The sequence below is a fragment of the Nonomuraea sp. bgisy101 genome (assembly GCF_057708945.1).
In genome coordinates this window covers 506,639-530,001 of sequence record NZ_JBYITD010000002.1, presented here as the reverse complement: position 1 = coordinate 530,001, position 23,363 = coordinate 506,639, and the positions used below count along the sequence as shown (strand labels likewise).

22 protein-coding genes are annotated in these 23,363 nt (G+C 70.9%); 15 read left to right on the top strand and 7 right to left on the bottom strand.

Going from position 1 to position 23,363, the window contains the following annotated elements; genetic code table 11:
* The first annotated feature begins 7 nt into the window (after nt 1-7).
* The 4 genes from AC3EO4_RS06015 (at nt 8) to AC3EO4_RS06000 (ending at nt 3,606) form a co-directional block, all read left to right on the top strand.
* Nucleotides 8-1,108 carry a sensor histidine kinase gene (locus tag AC3EO4_RS06015; protein ID WP_379571439.1) on the top strand — a complete coding sequence of 367 codons (1,101 nt, stop codon included), beginning with the start codon at nt 8-10 and terminating at the stop codon, nt 1,106-1,108.
* Entirely contained in the window at nt 1,105-1,752 is a 648-nt protein-coding gene (locus tag AC3EO4_RS06010; RefSeq protein ID WP_379571437.1) for a response regulator transcription factor, read from the top strand. Before AC3EO4_RS06015 ends, AC3EO4_RS06010 begins: the two co-directional genes overlap by 4 nt.
* Nucleotides 1,753-1,897: 145 nt before the next feature.
* Nucleotides 1,898-2,119 carry an SHOCT domain-containing protein gene (locus AC3EO4_RS06005; RefSeq protein WP_379571435.1) on the top strand — a complete coding sequence of 74 codons (222 nt, stop codon included), beginning with the start codon at nt 1,898-1,900 and terminating at the stop codon, nt 2,117-2,119.
* A gap of 65 nt (nt 2,120-2,184) precedes the next feature.
* The gene (locus tag AC3EO4_RS06000) at nt 2,185-3,606 is read left to right on the top strand and encodes an SEL1-like repeat protein (RefSeq protein WP_379571433.1); all 1,422 of its coding nucleotides are present in this window, start codon (nt 2,185-2,187) and stop codon (nt 3,604-3,606) included.
* A gap of 71 nt (nt 3,607-3,677) precedes the next feature.
* Here AC3EO4_RS06000 and ald read toward each other — a convergent pair whose 3' ends face one another.
* Entirely contained in the window at nt 3,678-4,793 is a 1,116-nt protein-coding gene (ald, locus tag AC3EO4_RS05995; protein ID WP_379571431.1) for an alanine dehydrogenase, read from the bottom strand.
* Nucleotides 4,794-4,823: 30 nt separating this feature from the next.
* Nucleotides 4,824-6,206: an aspartate aminotransferase family protein gene (locus AC3EO4_RS05990; protein ID WP_379571429.1), complete on the bottom strand. Its 1,383-nt coding sequence runs from the start codon at nt 6,204-6,206 to the stop codon at nt 4,824-4,826.
* A gap of 219 nt (nt 6,207-6,425) precedes the next feature.
* Between AC3EO4_RS05990 and AC3EO4_RS05985 the strand changes: the two genes are divergently transcribed.
* The 3 genes from AC3EO4_RS05985 to AC3EO4_RS05975 all read left to right on the top strand — a co-directional run bounded on the left by AC3EO4_RS05985 (nt 6,426) and on the right by AC3EO4_RS05975 (nt 9,432).
* On the top strand, nt 6,426-7,781 hold the full coding sequence (locus AC3EO4_RS05985) for a dipeptidase (RefSeq protein WP_379571427.1): 1,356 nt from the start codon (nt 6,426-6,428) through the stop codon (nt 7,779-7,781).
* 268 nt (nt 7,782-8,049) lie between these two features.
* Entirely contained in the window at nt 8,050-8,820 is a 771-nt protein-coding gene (locus AC3EO4_RS05980; RefSeq protein ID WP_431894160.1) for an arylamine N-acetyltransferase family protein, read from the top strand.
* Between the two features lie 168 nt (nt 8,821-8,988).
* On the top strand, nt 8,989-9,432 hold the full coding sequence (locus tag AC3EO4_RS05975) for a GNAT family N-acetyltransferase (RefSeq protein WP_431894159.1): 444 nt from the start codon (nt 8,989-8,991) through the stop codon (nt 9,430-9,432).
* Here the strand turns inward: AC3EO4_RS05975 and AC3EO4_RS05970 are convergent.
* Entirely contained in the window at nt 9,416-9,883 is a 468-nt protein-coding gene (locus AC3EO4_RS05970; protein WP_379571421.1) for a PPOX class F420-dependent oxidoreductase, read from the bottom strand. The two genes, AC3EO4_RS05975 and AC3EO4_RS05970, sit on opposite strands and share 17 nt — an antisense overlap.
* Nucleotides 9,884-9,995: 112 nt before the next feature.
* Here AC3EO4_RS05970 and AC3EO4_RS05965 point away from each other — a divergent pair, with 112 nt between their 5' ends.
* Genes AC3EO4_RS05965 through AC3EO4_RS05955 form a run of 3 tightly spaced genes read left to right on the top strand, consistent with a single transcriptional unit; the run spans nt 9,996 to nt 13,449 of the window.
* Nucleotides 9,996-10,556: an ATP-binding cassette domain-containing protein gene (locus AC3EO4_RS05965; protein WP_379571419.1), complete on the top strand. Its 561-nt coding sequence runs from the start codon at nt 9,996-9,998 to the stop codon at nt 10,554-10,556.
* Nucleotides 10,556-12,886 (top strand): YhgE/Pip family protein, encoded by a 2,331-nt coding sequence (locus AC3EO4_RS05960; protein ID WP_431894158.1) that lies wholly within the window; start codon nt 10,556-10,558, stop codon nt 12,884-12,886. Before AC3EO4_RS05965 ends, AC3EO4_RS05960 begins: the two co-directional genes overlap by 1 nt.
* A complete protein-coding gene (locus AC3EO4_RS05955; RefSeq protein ID WP_431894157.1) occupies nt 12,883-13,449 on the top strand; it encodes a TetR/AcrR family transcriptional regulator in 567 nt (188 codons plus the stop codon). Before AC3EO4_RS05960 ends, AC3EO4_RS05955 begins: the two co-directional genes overlap by 4 nt.
* A 39-nt stretch (nt 13,450-13,488) precedes the next feature.
* Here the strand turns inward: AC3EO4_RS05955 and AC3EO4_RS05950 are convergent, their stop codons facing one another.
* Nucleotides 13,489-14,433, bottom strand: a complete 945-nt coding sequence (locus AC3EO4_RS05950; protein WP_379571413.1) for a quinone oxidoreductase family protein — start codon at nt 14,431-14,433, stop codon at nt 13,489-13,491.
* 103 nt (nt 14,434-14,536) lie between these two features.
* On the opposite strand from AC3EO4_RS05950, the gene AC3EO4_RS05945 reads away from it, so the two are divergent.
* From AC3EO4_RS05945 to AC3EO4_RS05935, 3 genes are all read left to right on the top strand, one after another.
* Nucleotides 14,537-15,400 (top strand): LysR family transcriptional regulator, encoded by an 864-nt coding sequence (locus AC3EO4_RS05945; protein WP_431894156.1) that lies wholly within the window; start codon nt 14,537-14,539, stop codon nt 15,398-15,400.
* A gap of 7 nt (nt 15,401-15,407) precedes the next feature.
* Nucleotides 15,408-17,138: an extracellular solute-binding protein gene (locus AC3EO4_RS05940; RefSeq protein ID WP_431894154.1), complete on the top strand. Its 1,731-nt coding sequence runs from the start codon at nt 15,408-15,410 to the stop codon at nt 17,136-17,138.
* Between the two features lie 77 nt (nt 17,139-17,215).
* The gene (locus AC3EO4_RS05935) at nt 17,216-18,019 is read left to right on the top strand and encodes a hypothetical protein (RefSeq protein ID WP_379571407.1); all 804 of its coding nucleotides are present in this window, start codon (nt 17,216-17,218) and stop codon (nt 18,017-18,019) included.
* Nucleotides 18,020-18,172: 153 nt separating this feature from the next.
* Here AC3EO4_RS05935 and AC3EO4_RS05930 read toward each other — a convergent pair whose 3' ends face one another.
* A complete protein-coding gene (locus AC3EO4_RS05930) occupies nt 18,173-18,694 on the bottom strand; it encodes a cysteine dioxygenase family protein (protein ID WP_431894153.1) in 522 nt (173 codons plus the stop codon).
* Between the two features lie 64 nt (nt 18,695-18,758).
* On the opposite strand from AC3EO4_RS05930, the gene AC3EO4_RS05925 reads away from it, so the two are divergent.
* Entirely contained in the window at nt 18,759-19,619 is an 861-nt protein-coding gene (locus AC3EO4_RS05925) for a LysR family transcriptional regulator (protein ID WP_431894151.1), read from the top strand.
* A 146-nt stretch (nt 19,620-19,765) separates the two neighbouring features.
* Nucleotides 19,766-20,404 (top strand): LysE family translocator, encoded by a 639-nt coding sequence (locus AC3EO4_RS05920; RefSeq protein ID WP_379571401.1) that lies wholly within the window; start codon nt 19,766-19,768, stop codon nt 20,402-20,404.
* 104 nt (nt 20,405-20,508) lie between these two features.
* Here the strand turns inward: AC3EO4_RS05920 and AC3EO4_RS05915 are convergent, their stop codons facing one another.
* Nucleotides 20,509-22,086: an acyl-CoA synthetase gene (locus tag AC3EO4_RS05915; protein ID WP_431894150.1), complete on the bottom strand. Its 1,578-nt coding sequence runs from the start codon at nt 22,084-22,086 to the stop codon at nt 20,509-20,511.
* A 92-nt stretch (nt 22,087-22,178) separates the two neighbouring features.
* On the bottom strand, nt 22,179-23,327 hold the full coding sequence (locus AC3EO4_RS05910; RefSeq protein ID WP_379571397.1) for a thiolase domain-containing protein: 1,149 nt from the start codon (nt 23,325-23,327) through the stop codon (nt 22,179-22,181).
* Nucleotides 23,328-23,363 lie beyond the last annotated feature (36 nt).

Below are 23,363 nucleotides of genomic sequence, written 5' to 3'. Positions count from 1 at the left end.
TGGACAGGTGCGCAAGACCCCTTATCTCGCCCTGGTGGTCGCCGTGTTCCAGGTGATCGCCTCCCAGGGGGCGTACTACGGGCAGACCGACCGCGAGAAGGTCGATGCGACGGCCATCGTGCTGTTGCTCGTCGGGCCCGCGATGATGCTCTTCAGGCACCGGTTCCCGAAGACGTCGCTCGCTCTCACGCTCGCGGCGACCTGCCTCTACCTGTGGGGCGGCTACCCCTACGGCCCGGTCTTCGTCAGCCCGATCATCATGCTCTTCCAGACCGTCACCGAGGGGCGCAGAAAGCTCGCGCTGATCGCCTCCGCCCTGACGACGGTCTTCTTCCTGATCTACTCGACCTGGCTGGTCGACCCGCCGTCGCGCGGCCTGTGGCACATCCTGGCGATCGTGGCGGTGATGACGCTGATCCTCGCCGCGGGCGAGCTGGCCAGGTACCGGATCGAAAGCCGCGCCGAGCGGGCGCGGGTGGCCGAGGAGGAGTCGAGACGGCAGGCCAGCGAGGAGCGGCTGACGATGGCGCAGGAACTGCACGACGTGCTCGCGCACAACATCTCGCTCATCCATGTGCAGGCCTCCACCGCCCTTCACCTGATGGACGACGACCCAGGCCAGGCCCGCTCCGCGCTCACCACGATCAAGGGCGCCTCCAAGGAGGTGCTCGGCGAGCTGCGCTCGGTGCTGAACGTGCTGCGCGAGGGCGCGCCCCGGTCCCCGACCGCCGGGCTCGACCGGCTGGGCGACCTGGTTGAGCGGTCAGGGCTCGACGTGTCGCTCGAGCAGGTCGGCGCGCGACCGCTGCCCGCGCAGGTCGAGCGGGCGGCCTACCGCATCGCGCAGGAGTCGCTCACCAACGCCGCCCGCCACGCTCCAGGGTCGCGGGTGTCGGTGCGGCTGGAGTACCTCGCGGCCGAGCTGGTCATCACGGTCACCGACACGGGGTCGTCGATGCCTGCCGTACTGGCCGAGGAGGGCAGCGGCAACGGCATCCCCGGCATGCGCGAGCGCGCCTCCGCGCTCGGTGGCACGCTGGTCGCGGGGCCGAAGGAGACCGGGTTCCAGGTCGAGGCCAGGCTGCCACTACCGGAGGAAACAGGATGATCAAGCTGTTGCTGGCCGACGACCAGGCGCTGGTGCGGGCGGGCTTCAGGGCGCTGCTCGACGCGCAGCCCGACATGAGCGTCGTCGCCGAGGCCGCCGACGGGGCGGAGGCGGTGCGGCTGTCGCGCGAGCACGCGCCCGACGTCGTGCTCATGGACATCCGCATGCCGGGCACCGACGGCCTGACCGCGACCAGGCAGATGCCGCCGGGGCCGCGGATCATCATCCTGACCACCTTCGAACTGGACGAGTACGTCTTCGAGGCGCTGCGCGGCGGGGCCAGCGGCTTCCTGGTCAAGGACACCGAGCCGGCCGAGCTGATCCAGGCGGTGCGGGTGGTGGCGGCCGGCGAGGCGCTGCTGTCTCCGAGCGTGACCAGGCGGCTGATCGCCGAGTACGCGACGCGGGCCAAGGAGCCCGTCGCCGCCGACGGCCTCGACCTGCTGACCGAGCGCGAGCGGGAGGTGCTGGCGCTGGTCGGCACCGGGATGACGAACGACGAGATCGCGGCCAAGCTGTTCATGTCCCCGGCCACGGCGAAGACGCACGTGAGCAGGGCGATGATGAAGTTGCACGCGCGCGACCGGGCGCAGCTCGTGGTCATCGCCTACGAGTCCGGCCTGGTCAGGCCCGGCTGGCTCTAGCGATCCCGCGATCCGGCCCGGCGAGGAGTATCCCGCCTGGCCCGGGGATACGCCGCCCGTCGTATCCCCGAACGCGACCGCTGTCCGATTCGGCGGGCCCACCGGGCGAGCAGGCTGGTTCCAACGTCAAGAAAGGACACCAGCGATGCACAGCTTCTGGCCCATCTTCCCGATCTTCTGGATCCTGTTCTGGATCGCCGCCGTGACGCTCTTCGTCAAGGCCAGGCGAAGTGGCCGCTGGGGCGGCTGGGGCGGGCCGCCGCCCAGCCGTACCGCGTCGGCCGAGCAGATCCTCGCCGAGCGCTACGCCCGCGGCGAGATGGACGACGAGGAGTACCTCCAGCGCTCGTCCGTGCTGAAGTCGTAACCGCACGCCGCCCGTTCTCATCGATTACACTCCGCGATCGCTTCATCACATGTCACTCTGGCGCAATGACGTGGTGGCAGAACGAGCGGGAGGTGGGGGCGCCGGCCGGGCACGCTGTCGAAACGTCCGAGCCGGTGCCTGCGCCCCGCTCAGGAGACGAGCCCGACCTTCTTGTCGCCGCCCAGCACGGCGACGCCCAGGCCGCGCACCGGCTGGGCAAGCTGTACGCCCAGCGTGGCGACCGCTCGGCCGCCAGGCACTGGTGGGAGCGGGCCGCGGCGGGCGGCAACATCGACAGCGCCTACAACCTGGGCGTCTGGCACGAGAAGCACGGCACGCTCGAGGAGGCCGTCCGCTGGTACGAGCTGGCGGCTGGGACGGGCGACGCCGAGGCCGCCGTCAACCTGGCGACGCTGCTGCTGGAGCAGCGCGGCGACATCGACGCGGCCCGCAGGTGGTTCGAGACGGCCGCCCACGCCGGGTCCAGGGCGGCGGCCAGGCGGCTGGCGCTGATCTGCGAGGACGGGGGCGAGCTGCCCCTCGCCCGCGAGTGGCACCGCAGGGCCGCGACGGACGGCGACGTCGCCTCCGCCCATGACCTCGGGTTCCTGTCGTACCAGGTGGGCGAGGAGGAGGAGACGGTCCGCTGCTGGGAGTACGCCGCCCGCGGCGGCCACGCCGACGCGGCCTACCATCTCGGCCTGTTCCTGCAGGCCTCCCGCGATCCGGAGGGCGCCGAGGCGTACTACCGGCTGGCCGCCAAGAGCGAGCATCCAGGCGCGGCCTCCCAGCTCGGCGGCATCGCGCTGTCCCGCAGGGACCTTCGTACGGCCCGCGCGTGGTTCGAGCGGGCCGCGCAGGCAGGACGCCTGGAGGACCAGCGGATGGCGGGGTTCGTGTGCGTCGAGCTGTCCGACTCGCAGGGGGCCAGCCACTGGTTCGGCAGGGCGGCGGCCAGCGGCGACGCGGAGTCGGCCTTCAACTTCGGCCTGCTGCTCATCGCCGAGCTCGGCGACCTTCAGGGCGGCCAGCACTGGTTCAGGCAGGCGGCGATGGCGGGCCACCACCGGGCGGCGATGGAGCTCGGCGGGCTGCTGTCGGCCACCGGTAACGCGCACGAGGCGGAGAAGTGGCTGGCCGACCCGCCACCGCCCACGTGGGACCGGCTCGCCGAACCCGAACTGTCGGCGCGGGCCGAGCTGGCGGCCGCGGCGACGGGGCGCAGAGGCGGGGTGACGTTGCGGGTGCGGGACCTGACGGAGATCCTCGGCACGTGGGATCTGCTGACCCGGCCACTGCGCGACCACGCCGACGTGGTGACGTGGCTGGCGGAGCGGAGCGGGCTGCGCCCGTCGGCGGTGGAGCACCTGGCGTCGGTTCGAGCGACGATCCTGCGCCCAGGCACGTCGCCGTGGCCCACGCCTTCGGAGGTGGAGCACGTGCTGGCCACGGCCCGCGACCTTCGTCACCGCCTGGGGACCCGCTAGCGGAGGGCCATCACGCGCGAACGCCCGCCGGCGGCAGGCCGGCGGGCGTTCACGATGGTCGCGGGTGGCCGTCAGGCGGCCAGAACCTCGGCCACCGGCACGTACGGCAGGCCGAGGGCCTCGGCGACCGGCTCGTTGGTGAGCTTGCCACCGTGGGTGTTGAGGCCGAGAGCGAGCGCGCCGTCCGCCTTCAGCGCCTCCTTCCAGCCCAGGTTGGCCAGCTTGACCGCGTAGGGCAGCGTCGCGTTGGTCAGCGCGTACGTGGAGGTGTTCGCCACGGAGCCCGGCATGTTCGCCACGCAGTAGAAGATCGAGTTGTGCACCTGGTAGGTGGGCTCGGCGTGCGTGGTGGGGCGGGAGTCCTCGAAGCAGCCGCCCTGGTCGATCGCGATGTCGACGAGCACGGAGCCGGGCTTCATGCGCGACACCAGGTCGTTGGAGACCAGCGTCGGCGCCTTCGCGCCGGGGATGAGGACCGCGCCGATGACCAGGTCGGCCTTGAGGACCTCCTGCTCCAGCGCGTACGAGGTGGACACGAGCGTCTTCAGCCGGCCCTGGTAGATCGCGTCGATGAAGCGGAGGCGGTCGATGTTGGTGTCGAGGACGGTGACGTCCGCGCCCATGCCGACCGCGATCTGGGCCGCGTTCAGGCCGGAGACGCCGCCGCCGATGACGACGACCTTGGCGGGGGCGACGCCGGGGACGCCGCCCGGCAGCACGCCGCGGCCGCCGTTGAAGCGCATGAGGTTGTAGGCGCCGACCTGCGGGGCGAGGCGACCCGCGACCTCGGACATCGGGGCCAGCAGCGGCAGCGTGTTGCCGACCTGGACGGTCTCGTAGGCGATGCCGGTGGTGCCCGCCTTGAGCAGCGCGTCGGCGCAGTCCTTGCCGGCGGCCAGGTGCAGGTAGGTGAAGAGCACCAGGTCCTCGCGCATGCGGTGGTACTCCTCGGCGATGGGCTCCTTGACCTTGAGCACCATCTCCGACTCGCCCCAGACGGCGTCGGCGGAGTCGAGGATCTTGGCACCGGCGGCCAGGTACTCCTCGTCGGTGATGTGCGAGCCGAGACCGGCGCCCCGCTGGACGTGCACGTCGTGGCCGCCTCGAACCAGCTCGTGCACGCCGGCCGGGGTGGCCGCGACGCGGTACTCGTGGTTCTTCACCTCGGCGGGAACGCCGATCTTCATGGGTGGATCCTTTCCTGAGAAGGGGGTGCTTTAGAGGAGGTTCAGGCCTTCGACCAGAACGTTGCGGATGATCGACTCGATCTCGTCGAACTCCTTCTGCCCGGCGATGAGCGGAGGAGCGAGCTGGATGACGGGGTCGCCGCGGTCGTCGGCGCGGCAGTACAGGCCGTTGGAGTAGAGCGCGTTGGACAGGTAGCCGCGGATGAGCCGCTCGGACTCCTCTGCGCTGAAGGTCTCCTTCGTCACCTTGTCCTTGACCAGCTCGATGCCCCAGAAGTAGCCGGAGCCGCGGACGTCGCCGACGATCGGCAGGTCCTTGAGCTTCTCGAGGGTGCTCTTGAACGCGCCCTCGTTGCGGCTGACGTGGCCGAGCAGGTCCTCGCGCTCGAAGATGTCGAGGTTGGCCAGCGCGACCGCCGCGGAGACGGGGTGCCCGCCGAAGGTGTAGCCGTGGGCGAACATCTCGGCGCCGTCCTTGAACGGCTCGAACAGCCTGTCGTGCGCGATCATGGCGCCGAGCGGCGAGTAGCCGGAGGTCAGGCCCTTGGCCGAGGTGATGATGTCGGGCGTGTAGTCGAACTTCTGGCCGCCGAACATCGTGCCGAGCCGGCCGTACGCGCAGATGACCTCGTCGGAGACCAGCAGCACGTCGTACTCGTCGCAGATCTCGCGCAGCCGCTGGAAGTATCCGGGCGGCGGCGGGAAGCAGCCGCCGGCGTTCTGCACCGGCTCGACGAAGACGGCGGCGACGGTGTCGGGGCCCTCCATCTCGATGGCGCGGGCGACGCGGTCGGCGGCCCACAGGCCGTACTGCTCGGGCGTCATGCCCTTGATGCCGGTGATCTCGTCGGCGCGGTAGTGGTTGGTGTTCGGCACGCGGATGGAGCCGGGCACGAGCGGCTCGAACATCTGCTTGAAGGCCGGGATGCCGGTGATCGACAGGGCGCCCTGCGGGGTGCCGTGGTAGGCGATCTGGCGGCTGATGACCTTGTGCTTGAGCGGCTTGCCGGTGACCTTGTAGTACTGCTTGGCCAGCTTCCACGCGGTCTCGACCGCCTCGCCGCCGCCCGTGGTGAAGAACACCCTGTTGAGGTCGCCTGGGGCCTCCTGGGCGAGCCGGTGTGCGAGCTCGGCCGCCTTCGGGTGGGCGTAGGACCACAGGGGGAAGAAGGCCAGCTCCTGCGCCTGCTTGGCGGCCGCCTCGGCCAGCTCGCTACGGCCGTGGCCGACCTGGACGACGAAGAGGCCCGCCAGTCCGTCGAGGTAGCGCTTGCCGTGGATGTCGTAGATATAGGCGCCTTCACCCCGCACGATGGTGGGGATCTCGTGCTCCTTGTAGGAGCTGTGGCGGGTGAAATGCAACCACAGGTTGTCCTGAGCGGCCTTGAGAACGTCGTTTTCGGGCTGCGTCATCGGTATCTTCCCTCGTGTCTGAACTCCCCACAGTGTGCATGTTCACATGGGGTGTTGCCAAGCGAAAGCGTGGCAGCACTCTGCAAGAAATCCGGGATCCGCAGATCGCCTCTGTAATATCGACGAAATCCGCATGGCGCGCTAGACCCGTTTCCACCATGTGGAACCTTCTGTGATGCAATGAGACGTACTGTCCAGAACGACACCGGGGGACAACCCGTGACTCCTGACCAGCTAGAGAGCGCCGTCGCGGCGGGAATGCCCCAGGCCATCGAGGACCTGAAGCGGCTGGCGTCCATCCCCTCCGTGGCCTTCCCCGGCCACCCCGAGGAGCCCGTCCTCGCCGCCGCCGCCGTGACCGAGGAGCTGCTGCGCGGCGTGGGCCTGTCCCACGTGCAGCAGATTCCCGTGGAGGGCAGCTTCCCCGCCGTCTTCGGCGAGGCCCCCGCTCCCCCCGGTGCCCCCACGGTGCTGCTGTACGCGCACTATGACGTGCAGCCCGCAGGCGACCCCGCTGCCTGGCGCACCCCGCCCTTCGAGCCCACCCTGATCGACGGCGCCCTGTACGGCAGGGGCACCGCCGACGACAAATCGGGCATCATCTCCCACATCGCCGCGCTGCGCGCCTTCCACGGCCGCTTCCCCGTCGGCATCAAGGTGATCATCGAGGGTCAGGAGGAGTACGCCGGCGAGCGCCTGGAGGCCTTCGTCGAGCGCAACCCCGAGCTGGTCCGCGCCGACGCGATCATCGTCGCCGACACCGGCAACCCGCGCGTCGGCGACCCCGCCGTCACGACCTCGCTGCGCGGCATGGCCGCCTTCACCATCGAGACCCGCACGCTGCGCGAGCCCGTCCACAGCGGCTCCTTCGGCGGCGCCGCCCCCGACGCGCTGGCCGCGCTCATGCGCATGCTGACCGCGCTGCACGACGACAACGGCGACATCCGCGTCCCCGGCCTGCCCCGCGGCACCTTCCTCGGCACCGGCCCCTCAGAGGAGGAGTTCAGGAACACGGCGGGCGTCCTCGAGGGCGTCTCCCTCGTCGGCTCCGGCTCGCTCGCCGACCGCCTGTGGTCCTCCTACGCGATCACCGTGACCGGCATGGACGTCCCCACGGTCTCCGGCGCGATCAACGCCGTCCAGCCTGCGGCCCGCGCCAGGGTGACCGTCCGCATCCCGCCGGCCGGCGACCCCAAGACGACGCTCGACGCCATCACCGAGTTCCTGCAGCAGGTCGCTCCGTGGGGCGTGAAGGTGAGCTTCAGCGACTTCGTCGTCGGGTCGGGCTTCCAGGCCGACTCGGGCGGCAGGGCCCGCTCGGCGCTCAACAGGGCCATGGAGCGCGCCTTCGGCCGCGCGCCCCGCGACGTGGGCGCGGGCGGCTCGATCCCGCTGGTCAACACGCTGCTCAAGCAGTTCCCCCTCGCCGAGATCCTGCTGTTCGGCGCGGAGGACGAGGACGCGGCGATCCACGCGCCCAACGAGCGGGTCAACCTGGAGGAGCTGCGCAGGACGGCGACCACCGAGGCCCTCTTCCTCGCGGAGTACGGCTCGCCCTCCGCCCTGGGGATCTGACACGCGAGAGCACGACCCTGGGCCGTGGCCCGGGTTGATCGGATCATCGCCGGCGAGGGGCCGGGGAGTCGGAGGCGCACGACGCGTCTTCGAGCTCCCCGGCCCCTCTCGCGCGGACATCGCCCCCTCGCGCGCGGACTCCCCCGCCCCCCTTGCGTGCGGACTCCCCGGCCTCTCGCGAGCGCACCCGCGTCGAGGGCGCGTCGACGCTCGGCCTGGGCACGATCCGGTGCGTGCCCGCGCGCGTGGCGCGTGGTTGGCTTGGCCCATGGACGAGTCGCAGATCACCCGGTACCTGGACAGATTCGGCGCAACCCGGCCCGCGGTGCCTGACGCGGACGGCCTGCGAGCCCTCCAGCTCGCGCACCTGACGGCGGTGCCGTTCGAGAATCTGAGCATCCACCTCGGCGAGCCCATCTCCCTCGAGCGCGACGCGCTGTTCGACAAGGTCGTCGGCCGCCGCCGCGGCGGCTTCTGTTACGAGCTGAACGGGCTGTTCGCCGAGCTGCTGACCGCGCTGGGCTATCGGGTGACGCTGCTGGCCGCGAGGGTCTTCCACGGCAGCAGGCCTGGCCCGCTGTTCGACCACATGGCGCTGCGCGTCGATCTGGACGAGCCGTGGCTGGTCGACGTCGGCTTCGGCGACTTCGCCGACGAGCCGCTGCGGCTCGACGAGCGCGCGGAGCAGAAGGACGACGGGGGCGTGTTCCAGGTCGTGCCGGCCGCCAGCGGCCACGGCGACCTCGACATCGTGCACAAGGGCGACCAGAGCTACCGGCTGACCGCCCGGCCGTACGAGCTGGAGGACTTCGTCCCGACCGCCTGGTGGCAGGCGACCTCCCCGCGGTCGCACTTCACCAGGTCTCCTGTCTGCTCGATGCGCACGGCCGAGGGCAGGATCACGATCAGCGGCCGCAGGCTGATCCACACCGTGCACGGCGAACGCACCGAGCGCGTCCTGCAGGATGCCGAGCTCCTGCCCGCCTACCTCGACCGCTTCGGGATCGCGCTCGACCGGCTTCCCGCCGCCGGAGCATGACCCGCCGCCGCGACCGGGAAGCCGCCGTCCCGCCCGTGACCGGGAAGTCCCGACCGCGGCTGGGAAAGAGGTAGTGGTCCTGCGGTTTCGGCGGGAAGTGGGTGTGTCGTGCCAGGCCACTCGTCCGTAGATTGGTCCGCTCGTGGCCGTACCCACCAGGAAGCGCACATGATCAGCATCGGCAGGCTCCACCCGTCCGACAGGCCCGCGTGGGAGGCCCTGTTCCGCGCCTACATCGACTTCTACCAGCGCACCGAGCCCGACGAGATGTACCGGCGAGCGTGGGAGGAGTTCGAGAAGGACACCAGGATGCACGCGCTCGGCGCCAGGCTGGACGGGCGGCTGGTCGGGATCACGCACTTCCTCTTCCACCCCAGCACCTCGGCGCCCGACGCGGACGTCTGCTACCTGCAGGACCTGTTCACCGCCGCCGACGTGCGCGGCAGGGGCGTGGCGCGGGCGTTGATCGCCGCGGTGGCGGAGGAGGCGAGGGGACGCGGCTGCGGGCGCGTCTACTGGCACACGCAGGAGTCGAACGCCACGGCGCGGCGGCTCTACGACCAGGTGGCCGAGAACCGCGGATTCATCTCGTACCTCATCCCGCTGCGATAGCGGGAGGGAAGCCGCCGGTGGCGATGGGGCCCCATGCGTCGATATGAAGGCGGATGAGTGACTTGTCCTGGCGGCGCATGGCCTCGCGGTACTCGTCCCAGTCGGGGTGCTCGCCCGAGATGCACCGGTAGTACTCCACCAGCGGTTCGAGGGCCTCGGGCATGCCGAGGACCTCGGCGCGGCCGTCGACCTGGACGTAGGGCCCGTCCCATGTGTCGGACAGCACGCAGATCGACACCCGCTCGTCACGCCCGGCGTTGCGGGCCTTGGCCCTCGCCGGGTAGGTGGAGACGACGATCCTGCCCTCCTCGTCGACGCCGCAGGTGACGGGTGAGAGCTGGGGCCGCCCGGTGGAGCGCGTCGTGCTCAGCAGGCCGCGGTGCCGGGGGCGGAGGAAGTCGAGCAGCTCGGGCAACTCCACGCGGCGGGCGGTCGCGATCGTCCGTGCCATGGCATGACCTTTCAGTGGGCGCGTGGGCATCATCACACAGATCCGGGGACGTTCGTCGCCGTCCCATGCGCTAGCTTTTGTACTGACTGGTCAGTGCTAAAGGGGAGTCGTGGTGATCGTCGCGAAGGGTCTGTCGGTGGAAGGGGTGTTCGCCGACGTCTCGCTCGAAGCGGGCGAGAACACGCTGACCGTGGTCGCGGGCCCGACCGGCAGCGGCCGTACGAGCCTGCTGCTGACGCTCTCCGGCCGGATGAAGCCGACGGCGGGCACCCTGCACGTGGCGGGGCACACCAGGCCGCATGCGATCCGCAGGGTCGCCGCGCTGGCGCTGGTCGACGGGGTGACCGACTTCGACAAGGCGCTGACCGTCCACGAGCACCTGCACGAGCGCCGCAGGGGGCGCAAGCACCACGCCGAGGCCCTCGAGGGGGCGGGCCTCGACGTGGACCGGCGGACGCTCGTGCGGGAGCTCGACAGGGAGCAGCGGGTACGGCTCGGCGTCGCGCTCGCCCTGCTCGACTCCCCTGCCCTGATCGTCGCCGACAACATCGACGCGGGCCTGCCGCCCGAGCGCCAGATCGCGCTGTGGAACCTGCTCAGGGACCTCCCCACGACCGTGGTCGCCTCCAGCGTGACCCCGCCCGCCCGCTACGACCACCTCGTGGAGCTGTGATGAAGGAGTTGCGCAGGTTCTCACGGTCCCGGCTGACCAGGGCCGCGATCGCGGGTGTGGTGATGCTGCCTCTGCTGTACGCGGGGCTGTACCTGTGGTCGTTCTGGGACCCGCAGGGCCACCTCGACAGGGTGCCCGTCGCCCTGGTGATGGAGGACCGGCCCGCCGACGCGGACGGCAGGACGCTGCACGCGGGCCAGGACCTCGCCGAGGAGCTGAAGGAGCGCGAGGTCTTCGACTGGCACCCGACCACCGCTTCGCAGGCGGCCGACGGCGTGCGCGACGGCAGCTACTACCTGTCGCTCACCGTCCCCGCGGACTTCAGCTCGCGGCTGGCCTCACCCTCGCAGAACGGCACGCCCAGCCCCGCCCAGCTCGGCGTCGAGGTGGACGCGGGCCGCTCCTACATCATGAGCTCGATCTCCGACGCGGTCTTCAACGAGGTCAGGGCGGCGGCCGCGCAGACCGCCGTCCACGACTACTTCGACCAGGTCTTCGTCTCCATCGGCGACATGCACGACAAGACGACCGAGGCGGCCGACGGCGCGGACCAGCTGCACAAGGGCGCCAACAAGATCGACAAGGGGCTCGGCAAGACGGAGAACGCCACGCAGCAGCTGTCGGCGGGGCTCGGTAGGACCAAGGACGGCGCCCAGCAGCTCACCGTGGGCCTGGGCAGCGCCAACACCGCCACGGGCAAGCTGGCGGCCGGCTCGGCCAAGGTGACCAAGGGCCTGGCCACCGCCCAGGACGGCCTCACCCAGCTCGGCACGGGGCTGACCAAGCTGGGCGACGGAGCCGCGAAGGTCGCCGCGGGCAACAAGCAGGTCTACGACCAGGTGCACGCGAACTCGGGCAAGGTCAACACCGCGGCCGACAAGTACGTCCCGGTGCTGGAGGAGTGGGGCCCGCGCGTGGGTGAGGCCGCCGACCGCATCGCCGACGGGCTCGACGCGATCGCCGACGGGCTCGGTTCGGCGCAGGGCCAGGGATCGGACAGGGTCAGCGGGGCGGCCGAGGAGGCGGCGGGCAAGGCGCAGGCCGTACAGGACTATCTGGAGTCGCACCCGGACGCCGACCCCGAGCTGCGGCGGCTGGCCGGGGCGGCGGCCTCGTCCGCGCAGTCGGTCGTCGACAGGGTGTCCTCGGCGGGTCAGCGGCAGGATACGGGCTCCGACGCGCGCGAACGTCTCGCGGCGTTGCAGCGGGAGGCCAGGGAACTGGCCGCGAACGCGCGCAAGGTGGCCGAGGCCGCGCCCAAGGTGGGACCGCAGGTGGCGGCGCTGCGCGATCAGTACAACCAGCTGGACGCGGGCCTGGCCAAGCTCGCCGACGGCGCGGCCCAGGTGAACGCCGGCATCACCAAGTCGGGCACGGCCGTGGGCAAGCTGACGACCGGCGTCGGCAAGCTGGCCGACGGCTCCCAGCAGGTCAGCGACGGGCTCGGCAAGCTCGGCGGCGGTCTGGTCAAGCTGACCGACGGCGCGACCCGGCTGCGCACCGGCGTCGGCCGGCTGAACGACGGCGCCGACCAGCTCCACACGGGGGTCGGCAAGCTGCACGACGGCTCGGGCAAGCTCACCGACGGATCCAAGGACCTGTCCGACGGGCTGTCCGACGGGGCCGAGCAGATCCCCGACTACAGCAAGTCCGAGCGTGACGGGCGCACCGACATGATGAGCGACCCCGTGCGGCTGGCCACGTCCGTCGACAACGAGGTGCCCAACTACGGCACGGGATTCGCGCCGTTCTTCGTGCCGCTGGCGCTGTGGGTGGGCGCGATGATGGCCTACATGGTGCTGCGTCCGCTCAACCCGCGCCTTCTCGCCGGTACGGCAGGCGCGCTGCGGGTGGCGCTGTCCGGGTGGATCCCCGCCTTCGCGCTCGGCGCGGCGCAGGTCGGCGTGCTGCTGGCCGTCCTGAGGTTCGCGCTCGGCCTGGAGGCGGCGCACTGGGCGGGCGTCGCGGGGCTGCTGCTGCTGGCCACGGGCGCGTTCATGGCGATCGTCCAGGCGGTCAACGCGCTGCTCGGCGCGCCCGGCAGGGTGGTCGCGCTGGCCCTGCTGATGCTGCAGCTGACGTCGGCCGCGGGCACCTACCCGATCGAGACCTCGCCCGGCTTCTTCCAGACGATCTCGCCATGGCTGCCGATGAGCTGGCTGGTGTCGGCGCTGCGCCGGCTGATCAGTGGCGGCGATCTGACCGTCGTGTGGCAGGCTGGCGGCGTGCTCACCCTGTTCCTCGTCCTCGGCCTCGCGCTCACGGTCCTCGCCGTGAACAAGGGCCGCACCTGGTCGGTCAAGCGCCTGCACCCGGAGCTGTCGCTGTGAGCAGGGCGGAGACGCGCCTCAAGGTGTTCGGCGCGGCGATCGAGCTGATCGCCGAACAGGGCTACGCGGCCACCACGGTCGACGCGATCGCCGAGCGCGCGGGCGTGGCCAAGGGCACCGTCTTCTACAACTTCGGCTCGAAGGAGGCGTTGTTCTCCGACCTCCTCGACCACAGCATCGAGCGCCTCGCCCAGGCACTGGGCGAGGCGGCGGTCGGCGACACGGGCCTGGCCGCCCTCGACGCGGCGGTGCGCGGGCAGCTGGAGTTCTTCGAACGGTACGGCGCCCTGGCCAGGGTGCTGCTGGCCGAGATGTGGCGCACCGCGTGGCAGGAGGCCGTGGCCAAGCTCCGCAAGGAGGTGCTCGGCGTCTACGCGGACGTCCTGCGCAGGGCCGTGGCCGAGGGCGCGGTACGGCACGACCTCGACGTCGACACCGCCGCGACCGCGATCTTCGGCATGGTGCTGACGGTCACCATCGAGCGGCGCGCCCTGCACCCCGAACGCCCGCTCGACGAGACGCACAGGACCCTGGTCGAGCTCCTGCACGGACGCGTGCGGTAGGCCCGTTCCGCGACGGCCCCAGAGGCGCGGCCGGGCCTGTCAGGGAAGAAGGACGATCTTCCCATGGGTACGGCGGGCCGCCAGGTCCTCCAGCGCCGGCCGCGCGTCGGCGAGCTTGTACTCCCCGCCCACCACCGGCCGCAGCCGTCCCTCGACCGTCAACCGCACCAGCTCCCGCAGCGGTTCGTCCAGCATGCCGGGCATCCGCAGCGTCGGACCCACCCAGAACCCCGTCACCGACGCGTTCCTGTTCGTCAGCAGGTCGACGTCGACCGGAGAGGGGTCCACGCCCGATGACGTCCCGTAGGCGACGATCCTGCCGAAGGGCGCGAGCGCGTCGACGGCGGCGTCGAACACCGGGCCGCCCACGGCGTCGAGCACGATGTCGGCTCCCTGCCCGCCGTTGGCCGAGGTGATCCGCGCCGCGTACCCGTCCGCCGAGCCGTCCACCGCCGCGTCGGCGCCGAGGGACAGCGCCAGTTCCCGCTTGGCCTCGGTGGAGGCGGTCGCGATCACCCGTGAGGCGCCGAACTCCTTGGCGAGCTGCACGGCCAGGTGGCCGACCCCGCCCGCCCCCGCGTTGACGACCACGCTGTCGCCCTGCCGCACCCTGGCGGCCGTGCGGAGCAGGTGCCAGGCGGTCAGCCCCTGCACGAGCAGCGCGAGCGCCTCGCCGGCCGCCATCGCGGGAGGGATCTCCACGGGGTCCTTGACGACCGCCTTGGTCGCGTATCCCCCTCTGGCGAACGCCATCACCCTGGTGCCGTCGGCGGTGCGGCCGACGACCTCGCCGCCCGGCACGAACGGCAGCTCGGGCGGCAGGTAGGTGCCCGCGATCCGCTCGATGTCGGCGAAGTTCACTCCTGCGGCCTCGACGTCGACGAGCACCTCGCCGTCGCCGGGCACAGGGTCGGGCAGCTCCGCCTCGTGGAGCCGGTCGAGTCCGCCGAGACTCGTGATCTGGACAGCGCGCACGGCCGTCATCCCCCTTCGATGAGATCAGGTACGGCAACGCTACGAACGGCCGAGAGGCCCAGGTAGAGGGCTTCGTCGATACATGAGCCCCTTGCATGAATAGGATTCATGGATGGACGACCTCACGCTCAGCGAGCTGCGGGCCCTCGTCGCCGTGGAGCGGGAGCGCGGCTTCTCCTCGGCCGCAGTGGACCTCGGCCTGACCCAGTCGGCCGTCTCGCACGCGGTCCGCGCCGCCGAGAGGAAGATCGGCACGGTGCTGTTCCAGCGCGGCAGGCACGGCGCCACGCCGACGCCCGCCGGCGAGGTCGTGGCGGGTCACGCGCGGCGGGTGCTGCGCATGCTGGAGGTGATGAAGGCCGAAGCCTACGGCGCCGCCGGCGGTCCGGCCACCGGGACGATCAGGCTGGCCGCCTTCCGCAGCGCCGCCTTCCACCTGCTGCCGTCGGCGCTGGCCAGGTTCGGGGCACGCCATCCGAAGGTGACGGTGGACGTGCGGATCGTGCGGGACATCGGGCGCGGCATCGCGGGCGAGGTGCTCGACGGCAGGGCGGACATCGGCGTCACCACCCTTCCGGTCCACGTCGACGGGCTGGTGGTCAAGGAGCTGTTCGCCGAGCCGTACGTCTTCGCCTATCCCGCGGGCCATCCCGACCCGCGCGGCCTGCCGATCATCGACTGGCACGAGAACTGCTCGGCCGAGACGAGCCGCTGGTGGAAGCGGCAGGAGTGGCTGCCCGCGGGGCAGATGACGGTGGAGGACGACGGTGTGCTGGTGTCGATGGTCGGCCACGGGCTGGGGGCGGCGATCGTCCCGCTGCTGTCGCTGATCGGCTGTTCGCCGAAGGTCGCGACGGATGACCTGGGCGCGGAGCCGCCGACGCGGAGTGTCGGCTACGTCACCACAGGGGAGATGACCGGCTGGTCGGTATTGCGGGATCTGATCGCGGAACTTCGGACCATGAGAGGTTCGTAGAACTGATATGAGGCGCAGCTTCGCACCATTCGTCGTGGCGGTCATCCTGGCAGGCGCCCTCATCGTGGGCCTGCGGGTGTATTTCGGCGGCATCGACGACGAGAAAACGCCGCCCCAGGCGTGCGGAGCCAAGCTGACGGTGCTGGCCTCGGTGGAGAAGGCGGGGCTGTTACGCGAGCTCGCCAAGTCCTACAAGGCCGAGTACTGCGCCGACGTCAGGATCACCACCAGCGGTTCCGCGCTGCAGGCGTTCGCCCGTGGATGGGACGTCCGCCGTGACGGCCCCCGTCCCGACGTGTGGTCGCCCGCCAGCAGCAGCTGGCTGAACGTGGTCCGCCAGCGCGCCGAGAACGACGACAAGGGCCGGATCGTCGGCCCCGACAACCCTTCGATCGCCACGTCCCCGCTGGTGATCGCGATGCCGAAGCCGATGGCCGAGGCCCTGGGCTGGCCGGACAAGGCGATCGGCTGGGCCGACCTGGCCAGGCTCGCCACCGATCCCAAGGGCTGGGCCGCGTACGGTCACCCCGAGTGGGGCCAGTTCAGGCTCGGCAAGACCAACCCCAACTTCTCCACCAGCGGCATGAACGCCACCATCGGTGCCTACTTCGCCGCCACCGGCGGCCTGTCGGGCGACCTGACCGAGCAGGACGTCGCCGCCGCGAAGACCCGCCGCTTCATCCAGGATCTCGAGCGCTCGATCGTCCACTACGGCGACACCACGCTGACGTTCCTGTCGAACCTGCAGCGCGCCGACGACGCGGGCGAGGGACTCGGCTACATCTCGGCGGTGACCGTCGAGGAGAAGTCCCTGTGGGACTACAACCAGGGCAATCCCACCGGCGACCCTGCCACGCTCGGCAAGCACGACAAGCCGAAGGTCCCGCTGGTGGCCGTCTACCCCAAGGACGGCACGCTCTTCTCCGACAGCCCGTACGCGGTGCTGAGCTGGGCCGACAAGGCCAGGCGGGCGACCGCCAGGAGCTTTCTCGAGTATCTGCGCGAGCCCGAGCAGCAGGCGCGGTTCGCCGAGTACGCCTTCCGCGGCCACGACGGCAAGGCAGGCAAGCTGATCACCGAGGAGAACGGCCTCCTCCCGGACGAGCCGGCCGTGGTGCTGCGGCCTCCGGCGCCGAAGGTGCTGGACAAGCTGCTGCGGAGCTGGGGCGAGCTGCGCAAGCCCGCGAACGTGCTGGTGGTGCTCGACACCTCGGGCTCGATGGGCGCCGACGTGCCCGGCACCGGCAGGACCAAGCTGGACCTGGCCAGACAGGCCGCCGTCAACGCGCTCCCCCAGTTCGGCAGCCAGGACAGAGTCGGTCTGTGGCACTTCGCGAGCGACCACGCCGAGCTGTCGCCGATCGGGCCCATGACCAGGACCCACAGGTCCGAGCTCACCCACGACATCCGCGGGCTCGCGCCGAGGGGCGGCACCGCGCTCTACAACACGACGCTGGCCGCTTACCAGCACGTCTCGGCCATGAAGGAGGGCAAGGCGATCAACGCCGTGGTGTTCCTGACCGACGGCAAGAACGAGGTCACCAACACCATCGCGCTGGAGAGGCTGCTGCCCGAGCTGCGCGGGCGGACGATCAGGGTCTTCACCATCGCGTACGGCGAGGACGCCGACCTCGACGTGCTGCGGAAGATCTCGGAGACCACCAGCGCGGCCGCCTACGACTCCCGTGAGACGGGAAGCATCGACCAGGTCTTCACCGCGGTGATCAGCAACTTCTGACCCTCCCGGTTCGAGACGGGTTCGTGATCTTCGTTTGGCACGATTCCTCTTCGCCCCCAGGATGTCGAAGGAACCGCATGAAGAGCTACATCGCCGGCCTCGCCGCGGGTCTCGTCGCGCTCGCGCCGCTGCCCGCCCACGCCGCCGCCCCCGACCCGGTCAAGGCGCTCCAGGCCGAGATGGCCCCCGGCAGGGGCGTCACCGTCTCCGCGGTCACCCGCATGACGTTCGACGGCAGGCAGGCCAACACGTACAGGACCGACCGCGTCGTCGGGTTCCGCAAGGGAGGGGGCGTCGACACCGACGACTCGACCACCTTCCACAGGCCGCCAGGCACCGAGGCCCTGGGCACGGAGTTCAGCTTCCCCACCCTCCTCATCAGGGTCAAGGGCACGGAGTACGTCTCGGGCGGGAAGCTGGTCGGCAGGCTGCCGCTGGACAAGAAGTGGCTGCGCAACCGCTTTTCCGCGCCCGGTCCCGCGGATCTCACCGTCGATCTCTTCCAGCCCGGCGCGCTGAAGGCGCTGCTCGCCACGGCCTCGTCGACGGGCCCTCGCTCGGCGAGGGGCGCCATCGACATCCGCAAGATCCCCGGCCGGCCCCTCGGCGTGCGGACGGGGACCGGCGGGAAGCTCGCATGGGCTCTCTGGTTCGACGCCGAGGGCAGGGTCACCCGCCTGGCCACCGGCTTCTCCTACCGGACGAACGAGCACATCAGGATGGGCGTGCGCGCCGACCTGCGCTTCACCGGGTGGGGTGCCAAGGTGACCGTCGAGGCACCGCCGCGTGATCTGGTCATGGAGGCCGCCGACCTGCCCGAGCTCGAAGCGCCGGGAGAGGGGCCCATGAAGCTCACGGAAGCCCTCCCGACGGGACACTGACGGCGCCGTCCGCGCTACCGCGAGGCGTGGAGGAAGATCAGGAAGCGCGCGCCATGGACGAGGCGGGGCCGCCTGGCGGCTCCGTCGAGGCGCGCGTGATCGAGGCCGAGCGGGCGTCGCCCGACGTCGAGGGCTCGGCCGCGCCGTACGCGGTCAGGCGGAGCCCGAAGCGGTCAGGGATCGGACGGGCAGGTCGTAGACGCGGCGGACGCTGGTGCCTGAGGCGCTCAGGTCTGCGCCGTAGACGTGGAGCGAGACGCCGATCTCGCCGCTGGTGTTGCGCACCTTGTGGATGTCCCCGGGCGGCGCGAAGCCCGAGACGTCTCCCGGCGGGTTGTCCGCGCGGCCGATCTCGACCAGGTGGTCGCCCATGTCGCGGTAGAGGGTCTCGTGCTCGTTCCCGCTGAGCACGCCGAACGCGCACCACGCCACGTGGTCGTGGATCACCGTCTCGTGGCCGGGCCCCCAGACCACGGTCACGATCGAGAAGTCCTTCTCGGCGTGGCGGACCGTGGAGACATAGTGGTCGGGATGGCCGAGCAGCTCCTCCGGTGTGAGGAGGTCGGCGGGGTCGGGGAGGTTCGCCCTCAGCAGGTCGGCGACGGCGAACGCGGTGTGCCGCGGGTCGAGCCCCTTGGTGGTGATCTTCCTGATTGCTCGCAGCAGTTCGTCCATACCTTTCACGCTCCTCTATATAGACCGATAGGTCCAACAGAAGTTTTTTGGCATATTGATAGATATGCTTGATGTGGTCAGACTCCGGGTACTCCTGGCCGTCTCGCGCACCGGCTCGCTCACGGCGGCGGCCAGGACGCTGCACTACTCGCAGCCCTCCGTAAGCCATCACCTGTCGAGGCTGGAGGCCGAGACAGGGGCCAAGCTCATCGAGAGGGTCGGCAGGGGCATCCGCCTCACCGAGGCGGGCAAGCTGCTCGCCGACCGCGCCGCGGAGATCATCGGCCGCCTCGACGCCGCCTCGGAGGAGCTGGCCGCCCACGTCGGCCTGCGCACGGGCCGGGTACGGCTGGCCGCCTTCCCCTCGGCGCTCGGCACGTTCATCCCCGCCGCGGCCGCCGGACTGGCCACCACGCATCCCGGGCTCCAGCTCACCCTCACGGAGACCGAACCGCCGGAGGCGCTGAGGCTGCTGCGCGCGGGACGCGTGGACGTCGCGGTGATCTTCAGGTACGACGACACGGCACCGGAGGAGGTCGGGACGAGCATGACCCACCTGCTGGACGACCCGAGCTACCTCGTCACGCCCGACGGCCACGGAACGCTGGCCTCCCATGCGACGTCACGGTGGATCGGCGGCTGCGACAGGTGCAGGAGCCACCTGCTGCAGCTGTGCGCGCAGGTCGGCTTCGAACCGTCGATCTCGTTCACCAGCGACGACATCGTGGCCGTGCAGGCGCTGGTCGCGGCGGGGATGGGGGTGACCGTCCTGCCGGGGCTCGCGCTGCGCGCCCACCGGCACGAAGCGGTGTCGGCGGCCGAGATCCCCGGCTCCACCCGGCACGTGTACGCGGCCACGTACGGCGCCCCTCCCCTGCCGCCCGCCACCGCGGCCCTCCTGCACGCCCTGCGCGCCGCCTGCTGAGCCACCGCCGCGCTCCCGGACGGCCCTTCCCTCGGCCCGTCACGACCGCCCTCGTCCACGCCCTGCGCGCCGCCTGGCGCGTCACGTCCGTCTCAGTGGCCGAAATACCGTTGTCCTGCGGAGAAGGACGTTCCTACCATGGCGGAATGCCGGACTTCGCAACCCTCGCCGTCTTCTGCGCGGCCACCATGGCCCTGCTGCTCGTCCCTGGACCCGCCGTGGTCTTCATCGTCACGAGGAGCGTCGCGCAAGGACGGGTCACGGGGCTGGTGTCGGTGCTCGGCATTCACACCGGCTCCATCGTCCACGTGGCCGCGGCCGCACTCGGCATCAGCGCGCTGCTGGCGGCCAGCGCGACGGCGTTCATGGTCGTCAAGTGGCTGGGCGTCGCCTACCTGGTGTGGCTCGGCATCCGCAAGCTCATGACCAGGTCCGACGACGGTGAGCTCGCGACGGTGAGAAGCCACTCGCGCTCCAGGGTGTTCTGGGAGGGGTTCGTGGTGAACGTCCTCAACCCCAAGACCGCGATCTTCTTTCTCGCGTTCCTGCCGCAGTTCGTGAAGCCCGAGCTCGGGCCCGTGGCCCCGCAGATCATCCTGCTCGGCGTGGTGTGGATCGCCCTCGGGATGGCCAGCGACGGCGCCTACGCCCTGCTCGCCTCGGCCCTGTCAGGGCGCCTGCGCCGCTCCACCCGCGCGCGTCGCCGTCTCGACGTGAGCAGCGGCGTCATCTACCTGGGTCTGGGCGCCGCCGCCGCGTTCACGGGCGAACCCGCCAAGGCCTGACCTCGCGACCCCGAGGATCCCGCGCCGACGCCCGGCGCGGGATCCCTTCGTTTCCGTGCCTCTCCGCTTCGAGGCATCCGTTCGAAACCCGGCCCTGGATCGGGTCATTCCTGGATCAGGACCTGCTCCCGAGCCCAGCGGTAGTCCGCCTTGCCCGCCGGTGACCGCACCATCTCGTCCACGAACGCGTATGTCCGGGGCACCTTGTACCCCGACAGGCTGTTCCTACAGTGCGCGTCCAGTTCCTCCCGCGTGACCGGAACACCCTTGCGCGCCTCGACGACCGCCGCGACCCTGTTGCCCCACCGCTCGTCCGGCACCCCGGTCACCACCGCGTCGAACACCGCCGGATGCCCCTTGAGCACGGCCTCGATCTCCTCGGGGAACACCTTCTCCCCTCCGGTGTTGATGCACTGCGATCCCCTGCCGAACATGTTGATCGTCCCATCGGGTTCGACCGTCGCCAGGTCGCCCGTGAGCAGCCAGCGCGTCCCCTCCTCATCCGTCACGAACGTCCTGGCCGTCTTGTCCGGGTCGTTGTAGTACCCGAACGCGATCCTTCCCGCCTTCGCCACCGTCCCCAGCACGCCCGGTTTCACCGGCTGGAGCCGCTCGTCCAGCACCGCCAGCCTGGCCGTGGAGTTCGGCTGGTAGCGCAGCCCCTTCTCCGGCGAGGACCCCGCCACCCCCGAGGCGGTGAATCCCGACTCGGTCGAGCCGAAGTTGTCCAGGATCATCGTGTTCGGCAGGAGTTCCTGCAGCCGGTCCCTGACCGCGCCGGTGAGAATGGCCCCCGTGGAGCTGATCACGAACAGCGACCCCAGGTCGTAGGCCCCCGCCGCGATCTCGTCGGCCAGGGGCCTGGCCATGGCGTCGCCGGTGATGTTCATCGACTGCACCTTCTCCCGCTCGACCGTGCGCAGCACGTCGGCGGCCTCGAACCTGCGCACGTACACCATGGTCGCGCCCATCCACCAGCTGATGAACGTGGCCATCTGCGCCGCCCCGTGCATCAGCGGCGCCACCGCCATCATGATCAGCGGATCGGCCCTGGCCGCCTCCTCGATCACCTGCTCGGGGCTCTCGCGCGGCTCGCCGTACGGGTTGCCGCCGCCGAAGCCCATGAACAGGTCCTCCGAGTGCCACATCACTCCCTTGGGCATGCCGGTGGTGCCGCCGGTGTAGATGATGTAGACGTCCTGGCCCGACCTGGGTTCGAACCCGCGCGTGTCCGGCCGGCCCTCCAGCGCCTTCTCGTACGGCACCGCCGCACCGATCGCCGACTCCCCTCCCACGGCGATGAGGTGGCGCAGCTCCGGAGCCTGCGGTGCGACCGCGGCGACCCGCTCGTCGAACTCCACGTCGTAGACAAGCGCGACGATGCGGGAGTCGGTGTAGAGGTAGAGCAGTTCGGCCTCGACGTAGCGGTAGTTCACGTTCACCGGCACCGCGCGGAGCTTGAGCGTGGCCAGGAGCGTGGCGATGTACTCGATGCCGTTGTAGAGCTGCGTGCCCACGTGGTCGCCGGGCCGTACCCCCTGGTCGTGTAGGTGGTGGGCGAGGCGGTTGGCGTGCGCGTCGAGCTCGGCGTAGGTGAGCCTGCGCTCGCCGCAGACCACGGCGACGCGGTCCCCGATGGCGTCGGCGAGGCCTTCGAACAGGTCGGCGTGGTTGAACTCCATCGGGGCCTCCTCCGCGGGTGGCCCTCGGGTCCGAGGTTCCGGTTCGCCGGGGGCCTGGCGTGGTCTCAAGGGGGTGGAGCGGACGAGCGGTGTCAGGGTTTGTCGGAGCCGACGATCCACATGGCGAAGAACTGGGCGCCGCCGCCGTAGGCGTGACCGAGAGCGCGGCGGGCGCCGTCGACCTGGTGCTCGCCCGCCATCCCTCGCACCTGCAGCGCCGCCTCGGCGAAACGGATCAGCCCCGAGGCGCCGATCGGGTTGGAGGACAGCACGCCTCCCGACGCGTTCCACGGGATGTCGCCGTCGAGCGCGGTCGCGCCCGACTCGGTGAGCTTCCAGCCCTCGCCCTCGGCCGCGAACCCCAGGTTCTCCAGCCACATCGGCTCATACCAGGAGAACGGCACGTAGACCTCGGCGACGTCGATGTCTCGACGGGGGTCGGCGATGCCGGCCTGGCGGTAGACGTCGGCGGCGCAGTCCTTGCCGCCCTGCGGGTTCACGGTGTCGCGTCCGGCGCGGAAAATCGGCTCGGAGCGCATCGCCGTACCGTGGACCCACGCGGGATGGCCGGTGACCGCGGACTCGGAGGAGAGGACGACGGCGCACGCGCCGTCGGAGGACGGGCAGGTCTCCAGGTAGCGGATGGGCTCCCACAGCATGGGCGTGGACTCGACCATCTCGCGGCTGATCCCCGGGATCCTCAGGTGGGCGTAGGGGTTCTTGAGCGCGTTCTGGCGGTCCTTGACGGCGACGAGGGTGCCGATGTGGCCGGGGGCGCCCGTCCTTCGCATGTACTCGCGGATGTGCGGGGCGAAGTAGCCGCCCGCGCCGACCACGAGGGATGCGCTGAACGGGAGATGCGTGGACAGGGCCCAGGTGGCGTTCGACTCGGACTGCTTCTCGAAGGCGACGACCAGCACGCGCTCGTGCACGCCGCCCTGGATGAGGCTCGCGCCCACCAGCGCCGTGGAGCCGCCGACGCTGCCGGCGGTGTGGACGCGCATCATCGGTTTGCCTGCGGCGCCGAGGGCGTCGGCGAGGTAGGCCTCGGGCATCATGACGCCCTCGAACAGGTCGGGCGCCTTGCCGATGACGACGGCGTCGATGTCCTTGAACGTCAGGCCCGCGTCCTCCAGCGCCCTGAGCGCGGCCTCGCGCACCAGACCGGCGATGGAGACGTCCCTGCGCTTGGTGGTGTAGTGCGTCTGGCCGACGCCGACCACCGCACATCGGTTACCCATGCCGCTCACCGATCCTCGTCCGACTGGAACGCGTGC

Coding starts and splice junctions, on each gene's coding strand:
- AC3EO4_RS06010 (WP_379571437.1), top strand. CDS start 1,105: ATGATCAAGCTGTTGCTGGCCGACGACCAGGCGCTGGTGCGGGCGGGC.
- AC3EO4_RS06005 (WP_379571435.1), top strand. CDS start 1,898: ATGCACAGCTTCTGGCCCATCTTCCCGATCTTCTGGATCCTGTTCTGG.
- AC3EO4_RS06000 (WP_379571433.1), top strand. CDS start 2,185: ATGACGTGGTGGCAGAACGAGCGGGAGGTGGGGGCGCCGGCCGGGCAC.
- ald (WP_379571431.1), bottom strand. CDS start 4,793: ATGAAGATCGGCGTTCCCGCCGAGGTGAAGAACCACGAGTACCGCGTC.
- AC3EO4_RS05990 (WP_379571429.1), bottom strand. CDS start 6,206: ATGACGCAGCCCGAAAACGACGTTCTCAAGGCCGCTCAGGACAACCTG.
- AC3EO4_RS05980 (WP_431894160.1), top strand. CDS start 8,050: ATGGACGAGTCGCAGATCACCCGGTACCTGGACAGATTCGGCGCAACC.
- AC3EO4_RS05975 (WP_431894159.1), top strand. CDS start 8,989: ATGATCAGCATCGGCAGGCTCCACCCGTCCGACAGGCCCGCGTGGGAG.
- AC3EO4_RS05970 (WP_379571421.1), bottom strand. CDS start 9,883: ATGGCACGGACGATCGCGACCGCCCGCCGCGTGGAGTTGCCCGAGCTG.
- AC3EO4_RS05960 (WP_431894158.1), top strand. CDS start 10,556: ATGAAGGAGTTGCGCAGGTTCTCACGGTCCCGGCTGACCAGGGCCGCG.
- AC3EO4_RS05950 (WP_379571413.1), bottom strand. CDS start 14,433: ATGACGGCCGTGCGCGCTGTCCAGATCACGAGTCTCGGCGGACTCGAC.
- AC3EO4_RS05945 (WP_431894156.1), top strand. CDS start 14,537: ATGGACGACCTCACGCTCAGCGAGCTGCGGGCCCTCGTCGCCGTGGAG.
- AC3EO4_RS05940 (WP_431894154.1), top strand. CDS start 15,408: ATGAGGCGCAGCTTCGCACCATTCGTCGTGGCGGTCATCCTGGCAGGC.
- AC3EO4_RS05935 (WP_379571407.1), top strand. CDS start 17,216: ATGAAGAGCTACATCGCCGGCCTCGCCGCGGGTCTCGTCGCGCTCGCG.
- AC3EO4_RS05930 (WP_431894153.1), bottom strand. CDS start 18,694: ATGGACGAACTGCTGCGAGCAATCAGGAAGATCACCACCAAGGGGCTC.
- AC3EO4_RS05925 (WP_431894151.1), top strand. CDS start 18,759: ATGCTTGATGTGGTCAGACTCCGGGTACTCCTGGCCGTCTCGCGCACC.
- AC3EO4_RS05920 (WP_379571401.1), top strand. CDS start 19,766: ATGCCGGACTTCGCAACCCTCGCCGTCTTCTGCGCGGCCACCATGGCC.
- AC3EO4_RS05915 (WP_431894150.1), bottom strand. CDS start 22,086: ATGGAGTTCAACCACGCCGACCTGTTCGAAGGCCTCGCCGACGCCATC.
- AC3EO4_RS05910 (WP_379571397.1), bottom strand. CDS start 23,327: ATGGGTAACCGATGTGCGGTGGTCGGCGTCGGCCAGACGCACTACACC.